Here is a 20,633-nt window from a genome sequence, read left to right as displayed (position 1 = left end):
CTGTCACGCCTGCCGAATCAAACATGCAGACGCAAAAAAGCCGGGAATTTCCCGGCTGCCGCATCATACACCCGTTTTCTGAAAGGATCACCCCGCCAGGCGTTTTAGCCGCCCGACGGGAGTGAGCCCTACAGAATCACAGGCCGGTTACTTGGACTTTTCCAGGTAGCGGAAGAACTCGCTGCTTGGGTCCAGCACCATGACGTCGGTTTTGTTCGCGAAGCTTTCACGGTAGGCGCGCAGGCTACGGTAGAACGCGTAGAACTCCTGGTCCTGGCCGTACGCCTTGGAGTAGATCGCCGCAGCTTGGGCATCACCATCACCACGCGCCTCTTCAGACTCGCGATAGGCCTCTGCCAGCAGTACACGACGCTGACGGTCGGCATCCGCACGGATACCTTCAGCCAACTCGTTACCCTTGGCGCGGTGCTCACGAGCCTCACGCTCACGCTCGGTGCTCATACGCTCGAACACGCTGCGGTTCACTTCCTTCGGCAGGTCGATAGCCTTGACCCGAACATCGATCACCTCGATGCCCAGCTCTTTTTCCGCCATCGTGTTCAGCGAGCGCGTGATGTCCGCCATCAGCGCATCACGCTCACCGGACACCACCTCGTGCAGGGTGCGCTTACCAAACTGGTCACGCAGGCCCGATTCCAGACGGCGCGACAAACGCTCGTCGGCAATCTGCTTGAGGCCGGAGGTCGCGGTGTAGAAGCGCTCGGCATCCTTGACGCGCCACTTGGCGTAGGCGTCAACCATCACGGCTTTCTTTTCCAGGGTCAGGAAGCGCTGTGTAGGTGCATCCAGGGTCATCAGGCGCGCGTCGAACTTGCGCACCTGGTTGACGTAGGGGACTTTCACATGCAGGCCCGGCTGGACATCCGCCTGGACCACGCGACCGAATTGCAGCAGCACCGCACGCTCGGTCTGAGCCACGATGTAGAAGCAGTTCCAGGCAGCGATGACCACGACGACGCCCACAATCAGGGCGGTCAGCGATTTATTGCTCATCAACGACTCTCCCTGGTACGTGTTTGCTGTTGCAGCAAGTCGGCGGCCGCACGGGCGCTCGCTTCGTTGGCAGCGGCATTGGAACCGGTGGACGGTGCGCTGGTGCTGCTACGACCACCTTCGATCATCTTGTCCAGCGGCAGGTACAGCAGGTTGTTCTGCCCACCTTTGCTGCCGGTCACGAGGACCTTGCTGGTGTTGCTGAAGACTTCCTGCATGGTGTCCAGGTACAGACGCTCACGCGTCACCTCTGGAGCCTTGCGGTACTCGGCAACCAGCTTGGTGAAGCGATCCGCCTCACCCTTGGCGCGGGAGACCACTTCGTCGCGGTAACCATTGGCATCCTCGAGGATGCGCTGGGCCTGACCACGGGCTTCCGGCACGACGCCGTTGGCGTAGGTCTCAGCCTGGTTGCGCGAACGCTGCTCGTCTTCACGGGCGCGGATCACGTCATCGAAGGCTTCCTGTACTTCACGCGGTGCGGCTGCGCTTTGTACGTTGACCTGGGTAACCGTGATACCGGTGCGGTACGTATCGAGGAAGCGTTGCAGACGCTCCTTGATCTCACTGGCCATCAATTCACGACCTTCGGTCAGCACCTGGTCCATCGCGGTGGAACCGACGACGTGGCGCAGGGCACTTTCGGTGGCGTGTTGCAGGCTGATTTCCGGCTGGTCGACGTTCAGCACGAAGTCCTGCAGGTTGCTGATCTTGTACTGCACGGTCAGCGGCACTTCGACGATGTTCTCGTCTTCAGTCAGCATCTGGCCCTGCTTGGTGTAGGCACGCTCACGCGTGACGTTCTCCATGTACTTCTTGTCGATCGGCGGGAAGTAGATATTCAGGCCTGGGCCGACGGTTTCGTAGTACTTGCCGAAGCGCAGCACCACGGCTTGCTCCTGCTCGTCCACTACGTATACGGCGCTGTACAGCCATACGGCCGCCAGCACGACAAGACCCAGGCCCAGCAGGCCGTAGCCGCCGCCCTTGCTTGTGCGACCGCCTTCGTCACCACCGCGTTTTTTCCCACCACCGAACAACCCATTCAGGCTTTCCTGCAGCTTTCGGAAGGCCTCGTCGAGATCTGGTGGCCCCTTGCGGTCGCCATTATTGCGGCGTTTACCACCCCAAGGATCCTGATTATTCGAGTTGCCACCCGGCTCATTCCAAGCCATAGCGCTCTCCATCTGATAAAGCAAAGACGCACCCACGGCGCGCCGACCAATGCTACAGAATGCCTGCCACTGCGGCACAACCGCTTTCGGAGGCTTTTATTGCAAAGTGTGTTGTTCGATGAACTCTGTCGGTACCACACCTTCACGGCTGACCAGCCGATTCAGCTCCGAGCGCGGCAATCGAACGGCCAGCAAGCTGACACCTTCTTCGTCGTGTTCTTCTTTCTGGACCGCGCCCAGCTCGAAAAACTGTGCACGCAGTCGAGCAAAACGCTGGGGCAAGCGCAAGGTGCCAACGAACAAATCACCGCCGAGCAACTCGGCAATCGCTTGTTCAAGCAACTCAAGACCACTGCCATCTCGCGCCGACAACCACACCCGCTGGGGTTTGCCATTCTCGTCGCGCTGGATTTGTGGCTCAACGCCTTCAAGCAAATCGAGTTTGTTATAGACCTCGAGGATCGGCAAGTCCTGGGCACCAATCTCGCCCAGCACCAGCATCACCTGTTCAATCTGCAACATGCGATCCGGTTCGGCCGCATCGATCACGTGCAACAGCAGGTCGGAATTGCTCGACTCTTCGAGCGTAGACCGAAATGCCTCGACCAGCTTGTGCGGCAAGTGACGAATGAACCCCACGGTATCGGCCAGGACAATCGGCCCCAGGTCGTCCAGATCCAGACGGCGCAAGGTCGGGTCAAGGGTGGCGAACAGTTGGTCGGCCGCGTACACGTCCGATTTCGTCACGTTGTTGAAGAGCGTGGATTTGCCGGCGTTGGTATAGCCCACCAGGGACACGGTAGGGATATCTGCGCGCGAACGGCCACGTCGCGATTGCTCGCGCTGGCTGCGGACTTTCTCCAGGCGGCCCTTGATCTGGCGCAGGCGGACCCGCAGCAGGCGGCGGTCGGTTTCGAGCTGGGTTTCACCCGGCCCCCGCATGCCGATACCGCCACCCTGACGCTCAAGGTGAGTCCAGCCGCGGACCAGCCGCGTGCTCATGTGGTCAAGCTGGGCCAGTTCGACCTGTAGCTTGCCTTCATGGGTACGGGCGCGTTGGGCGAAAATATCGAGAATCAGACCGGTGCGGTCGATCACGCGACACTCGAAGACACGTTCGAGGTTACGTTCCTGACTGGGCGTGAGGGTGTGATTGAAGATCACCAGATCGGCTTCTTCAGCGTGGACCAGGTCGCGCAGTTCCTCGACCTTGCCGCTGCCAATCAGGTATTTGGCGGTTGGCCGATGACGCGGCACGTTAAAAAACGCAACGGTCTCGGCGCCGGCCGAATTTGCCAACTCCTGAAACTCCTGCGGATCTTCGCGCGCCTCAGGGTCCTGTCCATCCAAGTGAACGAGGATTACTCGCTCACCACCACCGTGGCGCTCAAAGAACAAAGGAGACTCCTATCAGGCGTTACCTGGCTCAGCGTCAGCTGCATCATCACCTGCTGCGCTAGGCAGACGGATTGGACGAACGGGGACGACTGTCGAGATAGCGTGCTTGTATACCATCTGGCTGACGGTGTTTTTCAGCAGGATCACGAACTGGTCGAACGACTCGATCGTGCCTTGCAGCTTGATACCGTTGACCAGGTAGATGGAAACCCCCACTTTCTCTTTACGTAAAGTATTCAAGTAAGGGTCTTGTAGCGAATGCCCTTTTGACATGTGCCGCACTCCTTTAAGGATCAATAATAAAAAATCGGAAAATAGATAGCTTATGGCCGTCACACCCCCAAGGATAGACGGCAATTGCAAGGACTCAGCTCAATATGGAGACCGTTCCCAAGTATTTCAAGGCGCGTGACAGATTGTCGCTGTCCAGGCTGTCCAGCCAGTGTAAATCGCTCCAGCTGCGCAACCAGGTGAACTGGCGTTTCGCCAATTGGCGCGTGGCAATGATGCCGCGCTCCTGCATCTCAGCTGACGTCAGCTTTCCATCCAGATGATCCCAGACTTGGCGGTAGCCTACAGCACGTATCGACGGCAACCCTAGATGCAGGTCACCTCTTGAACGCAGTGCTACGACCTCGTCCACAAACCCCTGTTCCAACATAATTGTGAATCTTTGTGCAATTCGTTCATGCAGCACCTGGCGATTTGCCGGAGCGATGGCCAGATTCGCCACAGTATAGGGCAATTGTGACTGCCCAGATGCGCCTGCGTCAGCACTTTGCGCACTTTGTTTCAGCCGGTGTTCAGTCATGGTCTGCCCACTCACACGCCAGACTTCCAGGGCCCGTGAAAGGCGCTGGGGGTCGTTGGGGTGAATGCGCGCGGCGGATACCGGGTCTATTGCCGCCAACTGGTCGTGCAGGGCTTGCCAGCCAAGGCGTGCAGCCTCTTCCTCAAGCTCGGCGCGCACCTGGGCGTCGGCCGCCGGCATATCCGCCAGTCCCTCCTGCAAAGCCTTGTAATAGAGCATCGTACCGCCCACCAGCAGCGGAATATTGCCCCGCGCGGTGATCTCGGCCATGGCGGCCAGCGCGTCGGTACGGAAATCCGCCGCCGAATAGCTCTCGGCCGGGTCGATAATGTCGATCAACTTATGCGGATACTGTGCCAACAGCGCTTTGGAAGGCTTGGCGGTGCCAATGTCCATGTCCCGGTAAACCAGGGCAGAGTCCACACTGATCAGCTCGCATGGCAACACCTTGGTCAGCTCGATGGCCAGGTCGGTCTTGCCGGCGGCCGTAGGACCCATCAGGAAGATCGCGGGGGGCAAGGCACTCATCAACGGCCGCGCAAGAACAGTTTGTCCAGGTCGTCCAGGCCCATCTGGGTCCAGGTCGGCCGGCCATGGTTGCATTGCCCGCTGCGTTCGGTGTTTTCCATGTCGCGCAGCAAGCCGTTCATTTCCGGCAGCGCCAGGCGGCGGTTGGCGCGGATGGCACCGTGGCAGGCCATGGTGCCGAGCAATTCGTTGATGTGCGCCTGGATACGGTCACTGGTGCCGTACTCCATCAGGTCGGCGAGTACGTCGGCTACCAGCCGATTGGCCTCGGCCTGCTTGAGCAGTGCGGGGATCTGGCGGATGGCCAGGGTTTCCGGGCCCAGGCGTTGCAGTTCAAAGCCCAGCTTCTGGAACACGCTGTGGTGCTCTTCTGCGCAATCAGCCTCACGCTGGCTGACCGCCAGGGATTCCGGCACCAGCAGCGGCTGGCCACTGAGGCCTTCACTGGCCATGGCAATCTTGAGGCGCTCGTACATGATCCGCTCGTGGGCGGCGTGCATATCCACCAGCACCAGGCCATGGGCGTTTTCCGCCAGGATGTAGATACCCTTGAGCTGCGCCAGCGCATAACCCAACGGCGGAATATCTCCACCGCCCTCCGGCAAGGCGACAGGTGCACCCGGCTCAGCCCCCGGCAGCGGCGCAAAAAACTCGCGGTACGCCGCCTGGGCCTCGGCCACCGGCACCGCCGATTGCGGACGCGGCGTGTATTGGTACTGATAACCCGCCCCCGAACCGGAACCCGGCGCGGTGTACGACGGTTGCGGCTGCGGCGATTGCAGCAGGTTGGCCGCGAGGCTCATTTCGCCCTGGGGGCCGAACTCACCGGCTTCCGGGCCGCTCGGCCGCACCACTGCCGTTACGATTGGGGCAGACAACTGATCATCAGGACGCACATCGCCCAGGGTGCGGTGCAAGGTGCCGTAAAGGAAGTCATGCACCATGCGCCCATCACGGAAGCGCACTTCGTGTTTGGTGGGGTGCACGTTGACGTCCACCACCGACGGGTCGACCTCGAAGAACAGCACAAACGTCGGGTGCCGCCCATTGAACAGCACATCGCGGTACGCCTGGCGCACCGCATGGGCTACCAGCTTGTCGCGCACTGCACGGCCGTTCACAAAAAAGTACTGCAGGTCCGCTTGGCTGCGGGAGAACGTCGGCAAACCGACCCAGCCCCACAGCCGCAGGCCATTGCGTTCGATTTCAATCGGCAGCGCCTGCTCCAGGAACCCCGCGCCGCAAATAGCCGACACCCGGCGAGCACGCGCTGCGTCGTCATGGGCTTCATGCAGACTGAGGATGGTCTTGCCGTTGTGGCGCAGGTGGAAGGCCACGTCGAAACGGGCCAGGGCCAGGCGCTTGATGACTTCCTGCAGGTGATCGAATTCGGTTTTTTCGGCCTTGAGGAATTTGCGTCGCGCCGGGGTGTTGAAGAACAGGTCGCGCACTTCCACCGACGTCCCCACCGGGTGGGCGGCCGGCTGGACTCGAGGCGCCATGTCGCGGCCTTCGGTTTCCACTTGCCAGGCTTGATCGGCGTCACGGGTGCGTGACGTCAGGGTCAGACGTGCTACGGAGCTGATCGACGCCAGGGCCTCACCGCGAAAGCCCAGGCTCATCACGCGCTCAAGGTCTTCCAGGTCGCGGATCTTGCTGGTGGCGTGACGGGCCAGGGCCAACGGCAGGTCGTCGGAGGAGATGCCACTGCCATCGTCACGCACCCGCAGCAGCTTGACGCCGCCCTGTTCCACGTCGACATCGATACGCTTGGCGCCTGAGTCGATGCTGTTTTCCAGCAGCTCCTTGATCACCGATGCGGGACGCTCAACCACTTCCCCCGCTGCGATCTGGTTCGCCAGGCGCGGGCTGAGCAGCTCGATACGCGACCCACTGTTCAAGGTTGATTCGCTCATTACTGTGCCGCCAATTCAGTGCCGGGGATGGTCAACACCTGGCCGACTTTGAGCTCATCGGTTTTCAGGTTGTTGGCACTGCGCAAGGTAGCGGCCGAGACCTGGAACCGCACCGCCAGCATCGCCAGGGTGTCGCCGGGCTGCACGCGATGATCACGCGGGCCCTGGGCGATTTTGCCCGAGTCACGCAGCCAGGCGATGTAGGTGCCCGGCGGCGGATTCTGCTGGAAGAACTGGCGAATACCGGCACTGATCGAGCGTGCCAGCGCCTGTTGATGGCTGGCGCTGGCCAGCTTCGAGGCTTCGTTGGAGTTGGAGATAAACCCGGTTTCCACCAGGATCGACGGGATGTCCGGCGACTTCAACACCATGAACCCGGCTTGCTCCACGCGCTGCTTGTGCAGCGAGGTCACCCGGCCGATGTTGCTCAATACTTTTTGGCCAACGTTCAAGCTGGACGTCAGCGAGGCCGTCATCGACAGGTCGAGCAGCACGCCGGCGAGCATTTTGTCCTTGTCATCGAGGGACACATTGCCGGCGCCGCCGATCAAGTCGGAACGGTTTTCGCTGTCGGCCAGCCAACGCGCAGTCTCGGACGTAGCGCCGCGATCCGACAGGGCAAACACCGACGCGCCAAAGGCAGCCGCTGAAGGCGCGGCGTCGGCGTGGATCGACACAAACAGGTCGGCGCCTTTCTTGCGGGCGATTTCGGTACGCCCGCGCAATGGAATGAAATAGTCGCCGGTACGCGTCAGCTCCGCGCGATAGCCTTTCATGCCATTGACCTGGCGCTGCAACTCGCGGGCGATGGCCAGCACCACGTCTTTCTCATGCTGGCCGCGCGAGCCGGAGGCCCCCGGGTCCTCGCCACCGTGGCCGGCGTCGATCACCACAATGATATCGCGCTTGCCGGCCGGAGCCGGTGGCGGCGGTGGCAGCTTGACCTGCGGCTGCGACGGGCTGACCGGCACGGCCGGCACCGTTGCGACGCTTGGGGTTGGCGCGGGTGGCGGTGCGGCATCGGCGGCATTGTCGAACAGGTCAACTACCAAGCGGTTGCCATACTGTGCGTTTGGCGCCAGGGAGAAGCTTTTCGGGGTCACGACCTTTTTCAGGTCGATCACCACGCGCAGGTCGGTCGGCGTACGCTGGGCCGAGCGCATGGCGGTGATCGGGGTGTTGGCGGTGGAGACTTTCAGCGGCGCGGCCAGGGTCGCACCGTTGATGTCGATCACCAGGCGATCAGGCGCCGTCAGGGTAAAGACGCTGTGCTGGACCGGGCCAGACAGGTCGAACACCAGTCGCGTGTTATCCGGCGCTCGCCACAGGCGAACGCTTTTCACCTGTGAAGCAGCCAGAGCATTGACAGTCATTGCCGCAAGCAACACCCCTACGACAGCAACCAACGCGCGAAAGCGCATACCTAACCCCACCAATTATTTGAATTCCAATGCCAAAGCGGCGCACCACGACTGGCCGCGCGCGCTTTGGGGCAACAACTTCAGCTGACGTCCATGCTCATGCGGCGTAATGGTAATGGTCAGGTCCGGCTTTGGCAAAAAGCCTGTGCCTTTATCTGGCCACTCGATCAGGCACAACGCATCTTCATCGAAGTAATCACGGATGCCCATGAACTCCAGCTCTTCGGGATCGACCAGGCGATAGAGGTCGAAATGGAACGCCCGCACCTCGCCAATTTCATAGGGTTCCACCAAGGTGAACGTCGGGCTTTTTACCGCCCCGGCGTGCCCCAATCCGCGAATGATCCCCCGGGACAGTGTGGTCTTGCCCGCCCCCAGGTCGCCCTCCAGAAAGATCAGCCCTGCCCCGGCGGTGACCTGGGCAATGCGCTGGCCGAAAGCAACCATGGCCTCTTCATCGGCCAGGAAAAGGATTACTTCAGACACGGCGACTGCTCCTCCAGCAATTGACGAATGGCGGGTATCAGGTCGCTTGCCGCCAGCCCGCGACCAAAGGTCCCCTGGCGATCCCCCGCGGTGGCGTGCAACCACACGGCCAGGCAGCTTGCCTCAAAAGCCGGCATGCCTTGGGCAAGCAGTGCACCCACCAGGCCGGCCAACACGTCACCGAGCCCCGCCGCGGCCATGGCCGGGTGGCCTTGGTCACATCGCGAAACACGTCCGTCCGGGCTGGCAATCAAACTGCCAGCCCCCTTGAGGATAGCCACGGCGTTGAATTTCTCGCTCAACGCGCGCGCTACCTTAAGACGATCAGCCTGAACCTCGGCTGTCGACATACCCAGCAAGCGCGCAGCCTCCCCCGGATGCGGAGTGATCACGCAGTTGTCCGGTAGGACGACGCTGCCGGTGGCGAGTTGATTCAGCGCGTCGGCATCCCAGACTTGCGGCTGCTTGGCGTTGGCCGCAACGGACAAGAGGCTTTTGCCCCAAGCGGCATCGCCCAGGCCGGGACCGATCACAATGACCGAGATTTTTTCCAACAGGCTCATCAGTTGATTGGCCGAGCTCACCCCAACGGACATGACCTCCGGCAAACGCGTCAACGCCGCGGGAACGTGCTCCAGGCGGGTCGCCAGGGACACCATGCCGGCGCCACTGCGCAGGGCACTTTCGGCACTCAACAGCGCTGCGCCGCCAAAGCCGCGGTCACCGCCAATGACCAACAGGTGGCCGAACTGGCCTTTATGGGCGTCCGGGGAACGTGCGGCCAGTTGCGGCAAGTGGCCGTGCAACAGGGGCTGTACGTCGGTTATTGCGTGTTTTGTCTGCGGCATGCGTCTTCAAGCTCCGATGTCTGGCAGAATTATACCTATCTAACCTGCGGTTTCCCTTGTCTCATGCCTGCCATCACCACCGATCTGCCTGCCCTCGCCCAATCGATCAAAGACTGGGGCCGCGAGCTGGGCTTTCAACAAGTCGGCATCAGCGGCCTGGACCTGGCCGAGCATGAACAGCACCTGCAACGCTGGCTCGACGCGGGTTACCACGGCGAGATGGAGTACATGGGCGCCCATGGCAGCAAACGCTCGCACCCCGAAGAGCTGGTGCCCGGTACTTTGCGCGTGGTCTCGCTGCGCATGGACTACCTGCCCGGCGACACGCAGATGGCGCAGCTGCTGGCCAAGCCGGAAAAAGCCTATATCTCGCGCTACGCCCTGGGCCGCGACTACCACAAGCTGATCCGCAAGCGCGTGCAGCAACTGGCCGACCGCATTCAAGCGCAGATCGGCCCCTTTGGTTTCCGCGCCTTCGTCGACAGCGCACCGGTGCTGGAAAAAGCCATCGCCGAAAAAGCCGGGTTGGGCTGGATCGGTAAAAACACCCTGGTCCTCAATCGCAAGGCCGGCAGTTACTTCTTCCTGAGCGAACTGTTTGTCGACTTACCGCTGCCAGTGGACCCGCCCCACAGCACCGAACACTGCGGGCGCTGCACGGCGTGCCTGGATATCTGCCCCACCAATGCCTTCGTCGGCCCCTATGTGCTGGACGCGAGGCGCTGTATTTCCTACCTGACCATTGAGCTCAAAAGCGCGATCCCCGAAGACTTGCGCCCGTTGATCGGCAACCGCGTGTTTGGCTGCGATGACTGTCAGATCGTTTGCCCGTGGAATCGTTTCGCCGGCGCCACCGCCGAAAGCGATTTCAAGCCACGCCACAACCTGGATAACGCGGAACTGGCCGAACTGTTTATGTGGGACGAGGATAAATTCCTCAGCAGCACCGAAGGCTCGCCGCTACGTCGCGCCGGTTATGAGCGCTGGTTACGCAACCTGGCGGTAGGCCTGGGCAACGCGCCGTCGAGCATTCCGGTGCTGGAAGCCTTGAAGGCACGCCAGGATTACCCCTCCGAGCTGGTGCGCGAGCACGTGGAATGGGCGCTGAACCAGCACGCTTCGCGCTAGTGCACGTCGTCGTTGTAGACAAACTTGGGCATTTCCCAGTGAAAGCGGATTGCGAGCAGGCGCAATAGAAAACCGCTGAACAGGGTCAGCAGAATCGCTTGTTCGCTGGGCAACTCCAGATAAAGGCAGAGCAAATAGAACCAGGCGGCGAGGAACGACACGCTGGCATACAGCTCGCGGCGGAAGATCAGCGGGATATCGTTGCAGAAAATGTCGCGCAAGATGCCGCCGAATACGCCGGTGATCACCCCGCTGACCGACGCCACGAGCATGCCGTGGCCCATTTCCAGGGCGGTCATGCAGCCGATCAGGGTGAAGGCCACCAGGCCCACGGCGTCGAGCACCAGGAACAGCGAGCGCAGATGGCGCATCAGTGGGGCGATGAAGATCGTCACCAGCGCGGCAACGGAGGTCAGCACCAGGTATTCCGGGTGTTTGACCCAGGTCAGCGGGTAATGGCCGAGCAGCACGTCACGCACCGAACCGCCGCCCAGCGCCGTCACACACGCGATCAGCACCACGCCAAACCAGTCCATGCCACGCCGCCCGGCGGACAACGCTCCGGTCATGGCTTCGGCGGTGATGGCGATGAGGTAGAGCATCAGCAGCATGAGGGCGATCCTTGCATTGAGGCCGGCAGTCTAATCATTTGCTGATGGCACCAAAAGGGGGCGCTTGGCGAAAGACCGCGTCACGTCATCGGGGGCAAGCCCCCTCCCACATTTGACTGCGTTCACACATCAAGGTGTGGAAGGGGGCGTGCCCCCGATGAGGCCGATACAGGCGCCAAACACTCAGGCCTTGATGAAATGCTTGCGGTAATGCTGCAGCTCAGCAATCGACTCGCGAATATCGTCCAGCGCCAAGTGAGTGCTGCCTTTATGGAAGCTGTCTTTGACTTCCGGCGCCCAGCGCGCAGCCAGCTCTTTCAAGGTGGACACATCCAGATTGCGGTAGTGGAAGTAGCTTTCCAGCCCCTTCATGTGCGTATAAAGGAAGCGCCGGTCCTGGCAGATGCTGTTGCCGCAGATCGGCGACTTGCCCTTGGGCACCCACTTTTCCAGGAAGGCGATGGTTTCAGCCTCGGCCTCCGCCATGCTGATGCGACTGTCGCGCACGCGCTGGGTCAGGCCGGAGTTGCCGTGGGTGCGGGTGTTCCACTCGTCCATGGTGGCGAGTACGGCGTCGCTGTGGTGGATGGCGATCACCGGACCTTCCGCCAAGGTGTTGAGGTTGCTGTCGGTGACAATGGTCGCCATCTCGATGATGACGTCGGTGTCGGGGTTCAGACCGGTCATTTCCAGATCGATCCAAATCAGGTTCTGTGGGTTTTGCATGGCTTGATTCTCTTGGCACCTTGGCGTAGCTGCGCAGTTTAGCAGGCAGGGGCGTGCTAGACTCGCGACCGTTTTACCTAACCTTTGCATTATCGACACGGAACACCAATGGCCAAACGCCAGCTCAACCGTCGCCAAAACTGGCGCATCGAAAAGATTCAAGGCGAACGCGCCGCACGCGCCGCCAAACGTGAATCCTCCGCCGTGGAAGCGCTCGAGGGCGGCGACCTGGGCCCCGAGCAGACGGGCCTGGTGATCGCGCACTTTGGTGTGCAGGTCGAAGTCGAGGCGCTCGAAGGCGAACTCGCAGGGTCAGTGTCCCGTTGCCACCTGCGCGCCAACCTTCCTGCGCTGGTCACCGGCGATAAAGTGGTATGGCGGGCCGGCAACCAGGGTATCGGCGTGATCGTCGCCCAGTTGCCACGCACCACCGAACTGCGTCGCCCGGACAGTCGTGGCCAGCTCAAGCCGGTAGCGGCCAACGTCGACATGATCGTCATTGTGTTCGCGCCGCTGCCCGAGCCCCATGCCAACCTGATTGACCGTTACCTGGTCGCCGCCGAGCACGCGGGCATTCGTCCGCTGCTGCTGCTGAACAAATTCGACCTGATTGACGAGCAGAACGCCCCAGCGCTCAACGCCTTGCTGGCGGTGTACCGCACCCTCGGCTACCCAGTGCTGGAAGTGTCGGCGCATCACGGCAATGGCATGGAACAGCTGCAACAGCAGCTGGACGGACGTATCAGCGTGTTTGTCGGCCAATCGGGCGTGGGTAAATCCTCGCTGGTCAACAGCCTGCTGCCGGAAGTCGACACCCGCGTGGGCCCACTGTCGGAACTGTCCGGCCAGGGCACTCACACCACCACCACCGCGCGACTGTTCCACTTCCCCGGCGGCGGTGAGCTGATCGACTCCCCGGGTATCCGCGAATTCGGCCTCGGCCACGTCAGCCGCAGCGACGTGGAAGCGGGCTTTATCGAATTCAACGACCTGATCGGCACCTGCCGCTTCCGCGATTGCAAACACGACCGCGAGCCGGGCTGTGCGCTGCTCAAGGCCTTGGAAGATGGGCGTGTGCAGCAGCAGCGGATGAATAGCTATCGGTCGATTATTGCGAGTTTGCCCGAAAGCAGTTATTGAGCGGCCATTTCTTGACACATATAAATGGCGGCGCAAAGCGCGCTAGTCCATTGATTTAACGGGGGCTGGCATCAAGAATTCGAAACAACTGGGTGGCTCGTCGACGCAAGCCAGCTTGAATTCGAAATCCCTGATGCTCATAATCTCTCCGTCACCAGCGCAAGCTGGCAGGAGTCTGGATCCTTCTCGGGGTTGATCCAGCGGCGCAGAAGGGGCGAAGCAAGCTCCACTGCGCGTCGAATGAAGCCGCCTTCGGGCGGCTTTGCTTTTTGTGGGGAATTAACGATTGGCTCTCTACTATCACCCCAAACAAGGCGATGTACTGCTCTGCGACTTCACACGAGGTTTTGTTGCCCCGGAGATGCTGAAGATCCGCAAGGTCGTCGTGATATCCCCTACTGCAACCCATAATCGCAAACTCTGCACCGTGGTGCCGATCTCATCTACCGCTCCCGAGATACAGCACGACTGGCACCACTTGCTACGTACAAATCCACTTCAATCCGATGGCTACAAGGCGCTGTGGGTGAAGTGCGACATGATTTATACCGTCAGCTTCGAGCGCCTCGACAAACTCCATAGGAAGACCCGATCGAAAGGGCGCGAGTACTTCGTCCCACGCCTCTGCACCGAGGACATGCGAGGCGTCATCAGCGGTGTCAAAGCCTATCTCCCGCTCTGACCAGAAATTAAAACGCCTCGATCAGTCGGGGCGTTTTAATGGGTGGTGCCTATAGGATGTGGCTTACGACCCAGCCTTAGGCACCGTAGGATCCTTCACCCCACCCTCATCAAACAGATTCAGCTTCTGGCGCAGTTCATGCGCCGGCAATGGCTCTTGCCCTGGCGGAATGGCGTTCGGATCGGTCGGAACCTCACCCGGTGCGCCTGCACCCGGAGTGGGCGGCGGAGCCGGCTGCTGATCACCTTCAATCGCACGCTGGGCCTTTTTGGTCAGCACGACGATATCGATACGGCGGTTGATCGGGTTGAACGGGTCCTTGTGATCAAACAGCTGCGACGATGCAAAGCCCACCACCCGCGCCACTTGCGGGTCCGGGTAGCTGCCGGCCACCAGCGCGCGACGTGCGGCGTTGGCACGGTTGGCCGAAAGCTCCCAGTTGCCGAAGTCGCCCTGGCCCGCATACGGCTTGGCGTCGGTGTGGCCGCTGATGCTGATCTTGTTCGGCACCGCCTTGATGGTGTCGGCCATGGCCAGCAGGATGTCTTCAAAGTACGGCTTCAGGCGCGCACTGCCGGAGTCGAACATCGGCCGGTTGGCCGCATCGGTGATCTGGATGCGCAAGCCGTCCGGGGTGATCTCGAACGAAATCTGGTCCTTGAACTTCAGCAGTTGCGGGTTTTCCTCAACCTTGGTCTGCAGTTCTTGCAGCAACAGTTCCAGCCGTTCTTGCTCGACCTGCTCCGCCATGGCCTCAACGGTATCGCGCTCGATCGGGATCTTTTCCTGAGGCGCTTCGGTTTTGACTTCCGGGTTGATAGTGCGCTCAGGCGCCAACTGCGGCGAACCGCCCAGGTCGATCACGAAGGGCGTGCCACTTTCCGAGAAACCAATGGGGTCTTTGAAGTAGCCGGCGATGGCAATCTTCTGTTCCGGCGTGGCGGTGGACATCAGCCACAGCACCAGGAAGAACGCCATCATCGCCGTCGCAAAGTCGGCGAAGGCGATTTTCCAGGCGCCACCATGGTGCCCCGCAGCGAAGCGCTTGACGCGCTTGATGATTATCGGCTGGTTGTTTTCCATGGCTTAGCGACCGCGAACCGCTTGTTCCAACTCGGCGAAGCTTGGGCGATGCTTGGGGTACAGCACTTTACGGCCGAACTCCACCGCCAGCGACGGCGGCATGCCGGAAGCGGAAGCCACCAGGCTGGCCTTGATCGATTCGTACAGGTTGATTTCTTCCTTGGCGTCATGGGCCAGGGAGGTGGCCAACGGACCGAAGAAGCCGTAAGCCGCGAGAATACCGAAGAAGGTACCGACCAGTGCCGCACCGACGTGCATACCGATGGCGGCCTGGTCGCCTTCACCCAGGGAGGCCATGGTCACCACGATACCGAGTACCGCCGCGACGATACCGAAACCCGGCATACCATCAGCGATACCGGTCACGGCGTGGGACGGGTGCTCCAGCTCTTCCTTAAGGCTGAACAACTCCATGTCGAACAGGCCTTCCAGCTCATGGGGAGCCATGTTGCCGGAGGACATGATGCGCAAGTAGTCACAGATATAGGCGGTCATGCGCTCATCTTTGAGCACGGCCGGGTACTTGGCGAAAATCGGGCTGGCCGCAGCGTCCTCAATGTCACCTTCGATGGCCATCATGCCTTCGCGGCGGCTCTTGTTGAGGATCTCGTAGACCAGGCCCAACACCTCCAGATAGAAGGTGTGAGTGAAGCGTGAACCGAACATGCCCAGGGATTTCTTGACCACGTGCATCGTCATGTAGCCGGGGTTCGCCTGCAAGAATGCGCCGAATGCCGCACCACCGATGATCAGCACTTCGAAGGGCTGGATCAGCGCAGCAATTTTACCGTGGGACAGGACGTACCCACCGAGCACACTTGCGATGACGACAATGATGCCGATAATTTTAGCCATAGGAGATGAGTACTTGCGCCGTCGGGTTCATGGACATATTGGGGGGAACTGAAAACTCTTGTTCCTCTTATCGGCAAAACTGCGCCAGACTATAGCCCGTTAAGGCGAAAAGCCAGTTCGGCCCGCTCCGGGTGTGTTGACCGCAAGTGATGATCGCGCCCCAATCATGGCTAATGAAACGACAGTCCCAACTGCTAAACCTACCTCTCTCGCCGCTTGGATCAAGCGCCTGGACGATGTGCTGCTGCCTGTTCCACAGGCCAGCCACGACCGTGTGTGCAAGGGCATCCGCGACAGCCGCAGTTCATTGCGGGATATTGCCGAGCTGATGCAAGACAGCCCGGCGCTAGTGCTCAGCGTGATGCGCGAGGCCAACAGCCACACCCACGGCAGCCTGGCTGAGCCGGCAGAAAATCTCGAAGTGGCGCTTAACCGCCTGGGCCTCAAGCGCGCCGAAGAACTGCTGGCGCGCTTGCCCGCAGTGCCCGAAAACGAGATTCCCGTGGCACTGCGCCAATTGTTGCTGGTGAGCCAGCACGCTTCGCAGCAAGCCAACGGTTTGTTCGGCAGCCGCCTGGCGCGCCTGTGGCAAGACATTCACTGGGGTAGCCTGCTGTTTCTGTCGCCGCTGTGGCCGATGGCGATCGCGTACCCCAAACTCCTGGAAGAATGGGAACTGCGGGTGATCCACAAAGGCCATTCGGCCCGCGAGGTGGAACAGGCCTTATTCGGCGTGCGCCTGCTGGACCTGTGCGTCGGCCTGACCGACGCCTGGCACCTGCCGATCTGGGTATCCCAGGGCTACAAGCTGCTGTTGACCGAACAGCGTCTGCTGGTCAAGGCGCTGCATATCGCCCGCGAAGATGACTCCCTGCGCCATCAACAATTGCTCGACGCCGAACCCAACCTGCGCCGCTGGCTCAACCAGCCGGCCAATACGGTGTTGCTGGCCAACGGCCTGGCGATGTCGGCCCAGGAGTCCTGGACCTGCCCGCATACCGAGCGCTGGCAGCGCCTCACGGCGCTGTACCTGCAACAGCCGTTGGGCGAGGTGCAACAACAGGTTCACCAGCAAGCCGTCGCCAGCGCCCGCAACACGTTGATGCCTGACCTCTGGCACCCGGCGCTGTCGCTGATCTGGCCCTGGCATGTGCAGAAAATTCATCGCGGCCTGCTACCCGCGCCACCGCCCACCGCCGAGGCCCTGGCCGTGTGGCGCAAGCGCTGCACCGAGCTGCTGGTAGAGCCCAGCCGCTTTGCCAACGCCATGCACCTGACCACGTGCGCCAAGGAGGCCTTGGTGGCCAGCGGCATGCAGCGGGTCATGCTGCTGATGACCGATCGCGCGCAGAGCATGTTGCGCGTGCACCAGGTCGACGGCCTGCCGAAAGACGCAGCCAACCTGAGCCTGGACGTGGTCAACAGCACGCTGCTGCAACGCCTGCTGGAAAAGTCCGCCCAGGTGCGCCTCACACCGGACAACCATGCGCAGTTCTCGGCGCTGCTGCCGCCGATCCTGCGCCGCCTGTTTACTGGCGAACACCTGTTGCTGCGCTCCCTGAGCTGCAATGGCAAGGTGGTGATGCTGATGGTGGCCGACCAGGGTGGCGGGCCGTTCTCGGAAACCACCGTGCAGGCCTTCGGCAAAACCGCCCAATGCATCGAGAAAGCCCTGCACTGCTTTACCAACCGCAGCGCCTGATGCTTGCGCTACAATCGCGGTCCTTTAATGCCAACATTTGTGCCCAGGAGACCTCACATGCCTGACTTCTCTGGCTTGCCGCTGGTGATCGAATCCGGCGACCTGCTCGGCCGCCTGGAGGCCGAACACCTGATTCTGGTGGACCTCACCAGTGCCGCCCGCTACGCCGAAGGGCATATCCCCGGCGCGCATTTCGTTGACCCCAAGCGCACCCAGTTGGGCCAGGCGCCGGCGCCCGGTTTGCTGCCCAACAAAGCTGACCTGGAAACACTGTTCGGCGAATTGGGCCATACCCCCGACGCCACCTACGTGGTCTATGACGACGAAGGCGGCGGCTGGGCCGGGCGTTTTATCTGGATGCTCGATGTGATCGGCCACCAGAAATACCACTACCTTGACGGCGGCCTGCTGGCGTGGCTGGACGAAAAACACCCGGTCTCCACCGACGTGCCCGCGCCAGTCGGCGGCCCGGTCAGCCTGACGCTGCACGACGGCCCCACCGCCACCCGTGAATACCTGCAAAGCCGCCTGGGCGCGGCCGACCTGGGCATCTGGGACGCACGCGGCCCGCTGGAGTATTCCGGCGAGAAGGTGCTGGCGGCCAAAGGCGGGCATATCCCCGGCGCGGTGAACTTCGAATGGACGGCCGGCATGGACAAGGCACGCAACCTGCGTATCCGCCGCGACATGCCGCAGATCCTCGAAGACCTCGGGCTGACCAAAGACAAAGAAATCATCACCCACTGCCAGACTCACCACCGCTCTGGCTTCACCTACCTGGTGGCCAAGGCGCTCGGTTATCCGCGAGTCAAAGGTTATGCCGGTTCCTGGGGCGAATGGGGCAACCACCCCGACACCCCCGTCGAGATTTAAGGTTTAAGGACAGTAAATGAAAAAGCAGTTGTTTATCCTCAGCCAGTACTTGCTGCCGCACCACCTGCTGTCGCGCCTGGCAGGCTGCATTGCCGAGTGCCGCGTGCGCTGGTTCAAGAATGCCTTCACCGCCTGGTTCGCCAAGCGCTATCAAGTGGACATGTCCCAGGCCCTGGTTGAGGACCTGACCGCTTATGAGCACTTCAACGCCTTCTTCACTCGCGCATTGAAAGACGGCGCACGCCCACTGGATCAAACCCCTGGTGCGGTGTTGAGCCCCGCCGATGGCGCAGTCAGCCAGCTTGGCCCGATCGAGCATGGTCGTGTGTTCCAGGCCAAAGGCCACAGCTTCAGCGTGCTGGAACTGCTGGGTGGCGATGCGGCCTTGTCGGCGCCGTTCATGGGCGGCGATTTCGCCACCGTTTACCTGTCGCCGAAAGACTACCACCGCGTGCACATGCCACTCGCCGGCACTCTGCGCGAGATGGTCTACATCCCTGGACGTATCTTCTCGGTGAACCAGACCACCGCGGAAAACGTACCCGAGCTGTTCGCACGTAACGAGCGCGTTGCGTGCATCTTCGACACCGAACGCGGCCCGATGGCCGTGGTATTGGTGGGCGCGATGATTGTGGCGTCGATTGAAACCGTGTGGGCCGGGCTGGTGACGCCTCCGAAGCGCGAGCTGAAAACCTTCCGCTATGACGAAGCAGCACGTGCGCCGATTCACCTGGAGAAGGGTGCGGAGCTGGGTCGCTTCAAACTGGGTTCGACCGCGATCGTGCTGTTCGGGCCGGATCAGGTGAAGTGGGCGGAAGAATTGGTGGCGGGCAGCCCGGTGCAAATGGGCCAAGGCATCGCCGCGCCTAAAGCTTGACGCAAACTCAATGTGGGAGGGGGCTTGCTCCCGATGGCGGTGTGTCAGCCAACTTATCTGCTGACTGATACACCGCTATCGGGGGCAAGCCCCCTCCCACATTTTGAACTGCGTTTATTCAGTTAAAGCTGACCATCGCGGTCGCGGAAGCCCAACAGATACAACACCCCGTCCAGCCCCAACGTCGAAATCGCCTGCTTGGCCGACTGTTTCACCAGCGGCTTGGCACGGAACGCCACGCCCAACCCGGCAATCGCCAGCATCGGCAAGTCATTGGCCCCATCGCCGACCGCAATGGTCTGCTCCAGGCGCAAACCTTCCTTGTGGGCCAGTTCCTTCAGCAAGTCCGCTTTGCGCTGGGCGTCGACAATCGGCTCCACCGCCACGCCGGTCACCTTGCCATCCACCACTTCCAGCTCGTTGGCGAACACATAGTCGATGCCCAGCTTGGCCTGCAATTGCTTGGCGAAGTAGGTGAAGCCGCCCGACAGAATGGCGGTCTTGTAACCCAGGCGCTTGAGTTCGGCGAACAGGGTTTCGGCGCCTTCGGTCAGGCGCAGGGAGGCGCCGATGGCGTCCAGCACGCTCACGTCCAGGCCCTTGAGCAGCGCGAGGCGCTCTTTGAAGCTGGCGCGGAAATCGAGTTCACCGGCCATGGCGCGCTCGGTGATTGCGGAAACCTGCTCGCCCACGCCGGCCGCCTTGGCCAGTTCGTCGATGACTTCAGCTTCGATCAGCGTCGAGTCCATGTCGAACACCGCCAGGCGACGGTTGCGACGGAACAGCGAATCTTCCTGGAAGGCGATATCGACGTTCAGCTCCTGGGCCACGCTGAGGAATTCGGCACGCAGGGCTTGCGGGTCGGCCGGTTCACCGCGCACGGAGAACTCGATGCAGCCCTTGCCCTTGTCGGCCGGGGTGTCCAGCGGCATGCGACCCGACAGACGGTCGATATGGTCGATATTCAGGCCATAGTGCGCGGTGATGGAGCTGACGCGCTGCAGTTGCTCGGCGGTGACCTTGCGGGTCAGCAGCGTCACGATATGGCGTTTCTTACCCTGGCCGGCGACCCACTGCTGGTAGTCCTCTTCGGACACTGGCGTGAAACGCACCTGCTGGTCCAGCTTGTAAGCCGTAAACAGGATGTCCTTGAGTACCGAAGACGCCTGTTCCGTGCTCGGGATCTCGACCAGGATCCCAAACGACAGGGTGTCGTGGATCACCGCCTGGCCGATGTCGAGAATGTTCACACCACCCTGGGCCAGCACTCCCGTAATAGCCGCAGTAAGACCCGGGCGGTCTTCACCAGTGATGTTAATCAGGACAATTTCGCGCAAGGCGCACCCCCAGGCTGGAAAA

20 protein-coding genes are annotated in these 20,633 nt (G+C 61.4%); 6 read left to right on the top strand and 14 right to left on the bottom strand.

Annotation, left to right across the window (positions count from 1 at the left end):
* Positions 1-147 precede the first annotated feature (147 nt).
* From hflC to QCBJ_RS15120, 9 genes are all read right to left on the bottom strand, one after another.
* Positions 148-1,014: a protease modulator HflC gene (hflC, locus tag QCBJ_RS15160; RefSeq protein ID WP_043204695.1), complete on the bottom strand. Its 867-nt coding sequence runs from the start codon at positions 1,012-1,014 to the stop codon at positions 148-150.
* A complete protein-coding gene (gene hflK / locus QCBJ_RS15155) occupies positions 1,014-2,189 on the bottom strand; it encodes an FtsH protease activity modulator HflK (RefSeq protein WP_012721916.1) in 1,176 nt (391 codons plus the stop codon). Before hflK ends, hflC begins: the two co-directional genes overlap by 1 nt.
* A gap of 96 nt (positions 2,190-2,285) precedes the next feature.
* Positions 2,286-3,587, bottom strand: coding sequence for a ribosome rescue GTPase HflX (hflX, locus tag QCBJ_RS15150; protein WP_012721915.1), 1,302 nt, complete (start codon positions 3,585-3,587; stop codon positions 2,286-2,288).
* Between the two features lie 12 nt (positions 3,588-3,599).
* Complete coding sequence (gene hfq, locus QCBJ_RS15145; protein ID WP_003171355.1) at positions 3,600-3,860, bottom strand: RNA chaperone Hfq; 261 nt, start codon at positions 3,858-3,860, stop codon at positions 3,600-3,602.
* Between the two features lie 94 nt (positions 3,861-3,954).
* Positions 3,955-4,926: a tRNA (adenosine(37)-N6)-dimethylallyltransferase MiaA gene (gene miaA, locus QCBJ_RS15140; protein ID WP_102061134.1), complete on the bottom strand. Its 972-nt coding sequence runs from the start codon at positions 4,924-4,926 to the stop codon at positions 3,955-3,957.
* On the bottom strand, positions 4,926-6,842 hold the full coding sequence (gene mutL, locus QCBJ_RS15135; protein ID WP_043204692.1) for a DNA mismatch repair endonuclease MutL: 1,917 nt from the start codon (positions 6,840-6,842) through the stop codon (positions 4,926-4,928). Before mutL ends, miaA begins: the two co-directional genes overlap by 1 nt.
* Positions 6,842-8,263 carry an N-acetylmuramoyl-L-alanine amidase gene (locus QCBJ_RS15130; protein WP_012721912.1) on the bottom strand — a complete coding sequence of 474 codons (1,422 nt, stop codon included), beginning with the start codon at positions 8,261-8,263 and terminating at the stop codon, positions 6,842-6,844. The genes mutL and QCBJ_RS15130 overlap by 1 nt, the downstream gene beginning before the upstream one ends.
* A gap of 15 nt (positions 8,264-8,278) precedes the next feature.
* Complete coding sequence (gene tsaE / locus QCBJ_RS15125; protein WP_046033925.1) at positions 8,279-8,749, bottom strand: tRNA (adenosine(37)-N6)-threonylcarbamoyltransferase complex ATPase subunit type 1 TsaE; 471 nt, start codon at positions 8,747-8,749, stop codon at positions 8,279-8,281.
* On the bottom strand, positions 8,737-9,597 hold the full coding sequence (locus QCBJ_RS15120; RefSeq protein ID WP_012721910.1) for an NAD(P)H-hydrate dehydratase: 861 nt from the start codon (positions 9,595-9,597) through the stop codon (positions 8,737-8,739). Before QCBJ_RS15120 ends, tsaE begins: the two co-directional genes overlap by 13 nt.
* Positions 9,598-9,660: 63 nt before the next feature.
* Between QCBJ_RS15120 and queG the strand changes: the two genes are divergently transcribed.
* Positions 9,661-10,725, top strand: coding sequence for a tRNA epoxyqueuosine(34) reductase QueG (queG, locus tag QCBJ_RS15115; protein ID WP_012721909.1), 1,065 nt, complete (start codon positions 9,661-9,663; stop codon positions 10,723-10,725).
* Here queG and QCBJ_RS15110 read toward each other — a convergent pair.
* Both QCBJ_RS15110 and orn read right to left on the bottom strand, forming a co-directional pair.
* The gene (locus tag QCBJ_RS15110; RefSeq protein WP_102061133.1) at positions 10,722-11,336 is read right to left on the bottom strand and encodes a trimeric intracellular cation channel family protein; all 615 of its coding nucleotides are present in this window, start codon (positions 11,334-11,336) and stop codon (positions 10,722-10,724) included. The two genes, queG and QCBJ_RS15110, sit on opposite strands and share 4 nt — an antisense overlap.
* Before the next feature lie 183 nt (positions 11,337-11,519).
* Positions 11,520-12,062: an oligoribonuclease gene (gene orn / locus QCBJ_RS15105; RefSeq protein WP_003171343.1), complete on the bottom strand. Its 543-nt coding sequence runs from the start codon at positions 12,060-12,062 to the stop codon at positions 11,520-11,522.
* 108 nt (positions 12,063-12,170) lie between these two features.
* On the opposite strand from orn, the gene rsgA reads away from it, so the two are divergent.
* Together rsgA and QCBJ_RS15095 are read left to right on the top strand one after the other, a co-directional pair.
* The gene (gene rsgA, locus QCBJ_RS15100) at positions 12,171-13,202 is read left to right on the top strand and encodes a small ribosomal subunit biogenesis GTPase RsgA (protein ID WP_003171340.1); all 1,032 of its coding nucleotides are present in this window, start codon (positions 12,171-12,173) and stop codon (positions 13,200-13,202) included.
* A 286-nt stretch (positions 13,203-13,488) separates the two neighbouring features.
* Positions 13,489-13,884, top strand: coding sequence for a type II toxin-antitoxin system PemK/MazF family toxin (locus QCBJ_RS15095; RefSeq protein ID WP_012721907.1), 396 nt, complete (start codon positions 13,489-13,491; stop codon positions 13,882-13,884).
* Between the two features lie 63 nt (positions 13,885-13,947).
* Here QCBJ_RS15095 and motB read toward each other — a convergent pair whose 3' ends face one another.
* Together motB and motA are read right to left on the bottom strand one after the other, a co-directional pair.
* A complete protein-coding gene (gene motB / locus QCBJ_RS15090) occupies positions 13,948-14,967 on the bottom strand; it encodes a flagellar motor protein MotB (RefSeq protein ID WP_012721906.1) in 1,020 nt (339 codons plus the stop codon).
* A gap of 3 nt (positions 14,968-14,970) precedes the next feature.
* Positions 14,971-15,822 (bottom strand): flagellar motor stator protein MotA, encoded by an 852-nt coding sequence (gene motA / locus QCBJ_RS15085; RefSeq protein ID WP_012721905.1) that lies wholly within the window; start codon positions 15,820-15,822, stop codon positions 14,971-14,973.
* 166 nt (positions 15,823-15,988) lie between these two features.
* Between motA and QCBJ_RS15080 the strand changes: the two genes are divergently transcribed.
* Genes QCBJ_RS15080 through asd form a run of 3 tightly spaced genes read left to right on the top strand, consistent with a single transcriptional unit; the run spans position 15,989 to position 19,274 of the window.
* Positions 15,989-17,524 (top strand): HDOD domain-containing protein, encoded by a 1,536-nt coding sequence (locus tag QCBJ_RS15080; RefSeq protein WP_102061132.1) that lies wholly within the window; start codon positions 15,989-15,991, stop codon positions 17,522-17,524.
* A gap of 57 nt (positions 17,525-17,581) precedes the next feature.
* Positions 17,582-18,397, top strand: a complete 816-nt coding sequence (locus tag QCBJ_RS15075) for a rhodanese-like domain-containing protein (protein WP_012721903.1) — start codon at positions 17,582-17,584, stop codon at positions 18,395-18,397.
* Between the two features lie 16 nt (positions 18,398-18,413).
* The gene (gene asd / locus QCBJ_RS15070) at positions 18,414-19,274 is read left to right on the top strand and encodes an archaetidylserine decarboxylase (protein ID WP_012721902.1); all 861 of its coding nucleotides are present in this window, start codon (positions 18,414-18,416) and stop codon (positions 19,272-19,274) included.
* Between the two features lie 122 nt (positions 19,275-19,396).
* Here asd and serB read toward each other — a convergent pair whose 3' ends face one another.
* Positions 19,397-20,611, bottom strand: a complete 1,215-nt coding sequence (gene serB, locus QCBJ_RS15065) for a phosphoserine phosphatase SerB (RefSeq protein WP_012721901.1) — start codon at positions 20,609-20,611, stop codon at positions 19,397-19,399.
* Positions 20,612-20,633: the final 22 nt, after the last annotated feature.

Origin of the sequence: Pseudomonas sp. QC2 (assembly GCF_002859085.1) — a bacterium.
GTDB classification, from domain to species: Bacteria; Pseudomonadota; Gammaproteobacteria; order Pseudomonadales; family Pseudomonadaceae; genus Aquipseudomonas; species Aquipseudomonas petroselini.
Note: the sequence above shows the minus strand (reverse complement) of the source record. Positions and strands in the feature narration are given on the sequence as shown.

Bases quoted from the DNA above. Each gene is read 5' to 3' on its own strand.
- hflC (WP_043204695.1), bottom strand. From the start codon at position 1,014: ATGAGCAATAAATCGCTGACCGCCCTGATTGTGGGCGTCGTCGTGGTC.
- hflK (WP_012721916.1), bottom strand. From the start codon at position 2,189: ATGGCTTGGAATGAGCCGGGTGGCAACTCGAATAATCAGGATCCTTGG.
- hfq (WP_003171355.1), bottom strand. From the start codon at position 3,860: ATGTCAAAAGGGCATTCGCTACAAGACCCTTACTTGAATACTTTACGT.
- miaA (WP_102061134.1), bottom strand. From the start codon at position 4,926: ATGAGTGCCTTGCCCCCCGCGATCTTCCTGATGGGTCCTACGGCCGCC.
- mutL (WP_043204692.1), bottom strand. From the start codon at position 6,842: ATGAGCGAATCAACCTTGAACAGTGGGTCGCGTATCGAGCTGCTCAGC.
- QCBJ_RS15130 (WP_012721912.1), bottom strand. From the start codon at position 8,263: ATGCGCTTTCGCGCGTTGGTTGCTGTCGTAGGGGTGTTGCTTGCGGCA.
- QCBJ_RS15120 (WP_012721910.1), bottom strand. From the start codon at position 9,597: ATGCCGCAGACAAAACACGCAATAACCGACGTACAGCCCCTGTTGCAC.
- queG (WP_012721909.1), top strand. From the start codon at position 9,661: ATGCCTGCCATCACCACCGATCTGCCTGCCCTCGCCCAATCGATCAAA.
- QCBJ_RS15110 (WP_102061133.1), bottom strand. From the start codon at position 11,336: ATGCTGCTGATGCTCTACCTCATCGCCATCACCGCCGAAGCCATGACC.
- orn (WP_003171343.1), bottom strand. From the start codon at position 12,062: ATGCAAAACCCACAGAACCTGATTTGGATCGATCTGGAAATGACCGGT.
- rsgA (WP_003171340.1), top strand. From the start codon at position 12,171: ATGGCCAAACGCCAGCTCAACCGTCGCCAAAACTGGCGCATCGAAAAG.
- motB (WP_012721906.1), bottom strand. From the start codon at position 14,967: ATGGAAAACAACCAGCCGATAATCATCAAGCGCGTCAAGCGCTTCGCT.
- motA (WP_012721905.1), bottom strand. From the start codon at position 15,822: ATGGCTAAAATTATCGGCATCATTGTCGTCATCGCAAGTGTGCTCGGT.
- QCBJ_RS15080 (WP_102061132.1), top strand. From the start codon at position 15,989: ATGGCTAATGAAACGACAGTCCCAACTGCTAAACCTACCTCTCTCGCC.
- QCBJ_RS15075 (WP_012721903.1), top strand. From the start codon at position 17,582: ATGCCTGACTTCTCTGGCTTGCCGCTGGTGATCGAATCCGGCGACCTG.
- asd (WP_012721902.1), top strand. From the start codon at position 18,414: ATGAAAAAGCAGTTGTTTATCCTCAGCCAGTACTTGCTGCCGCACCAC.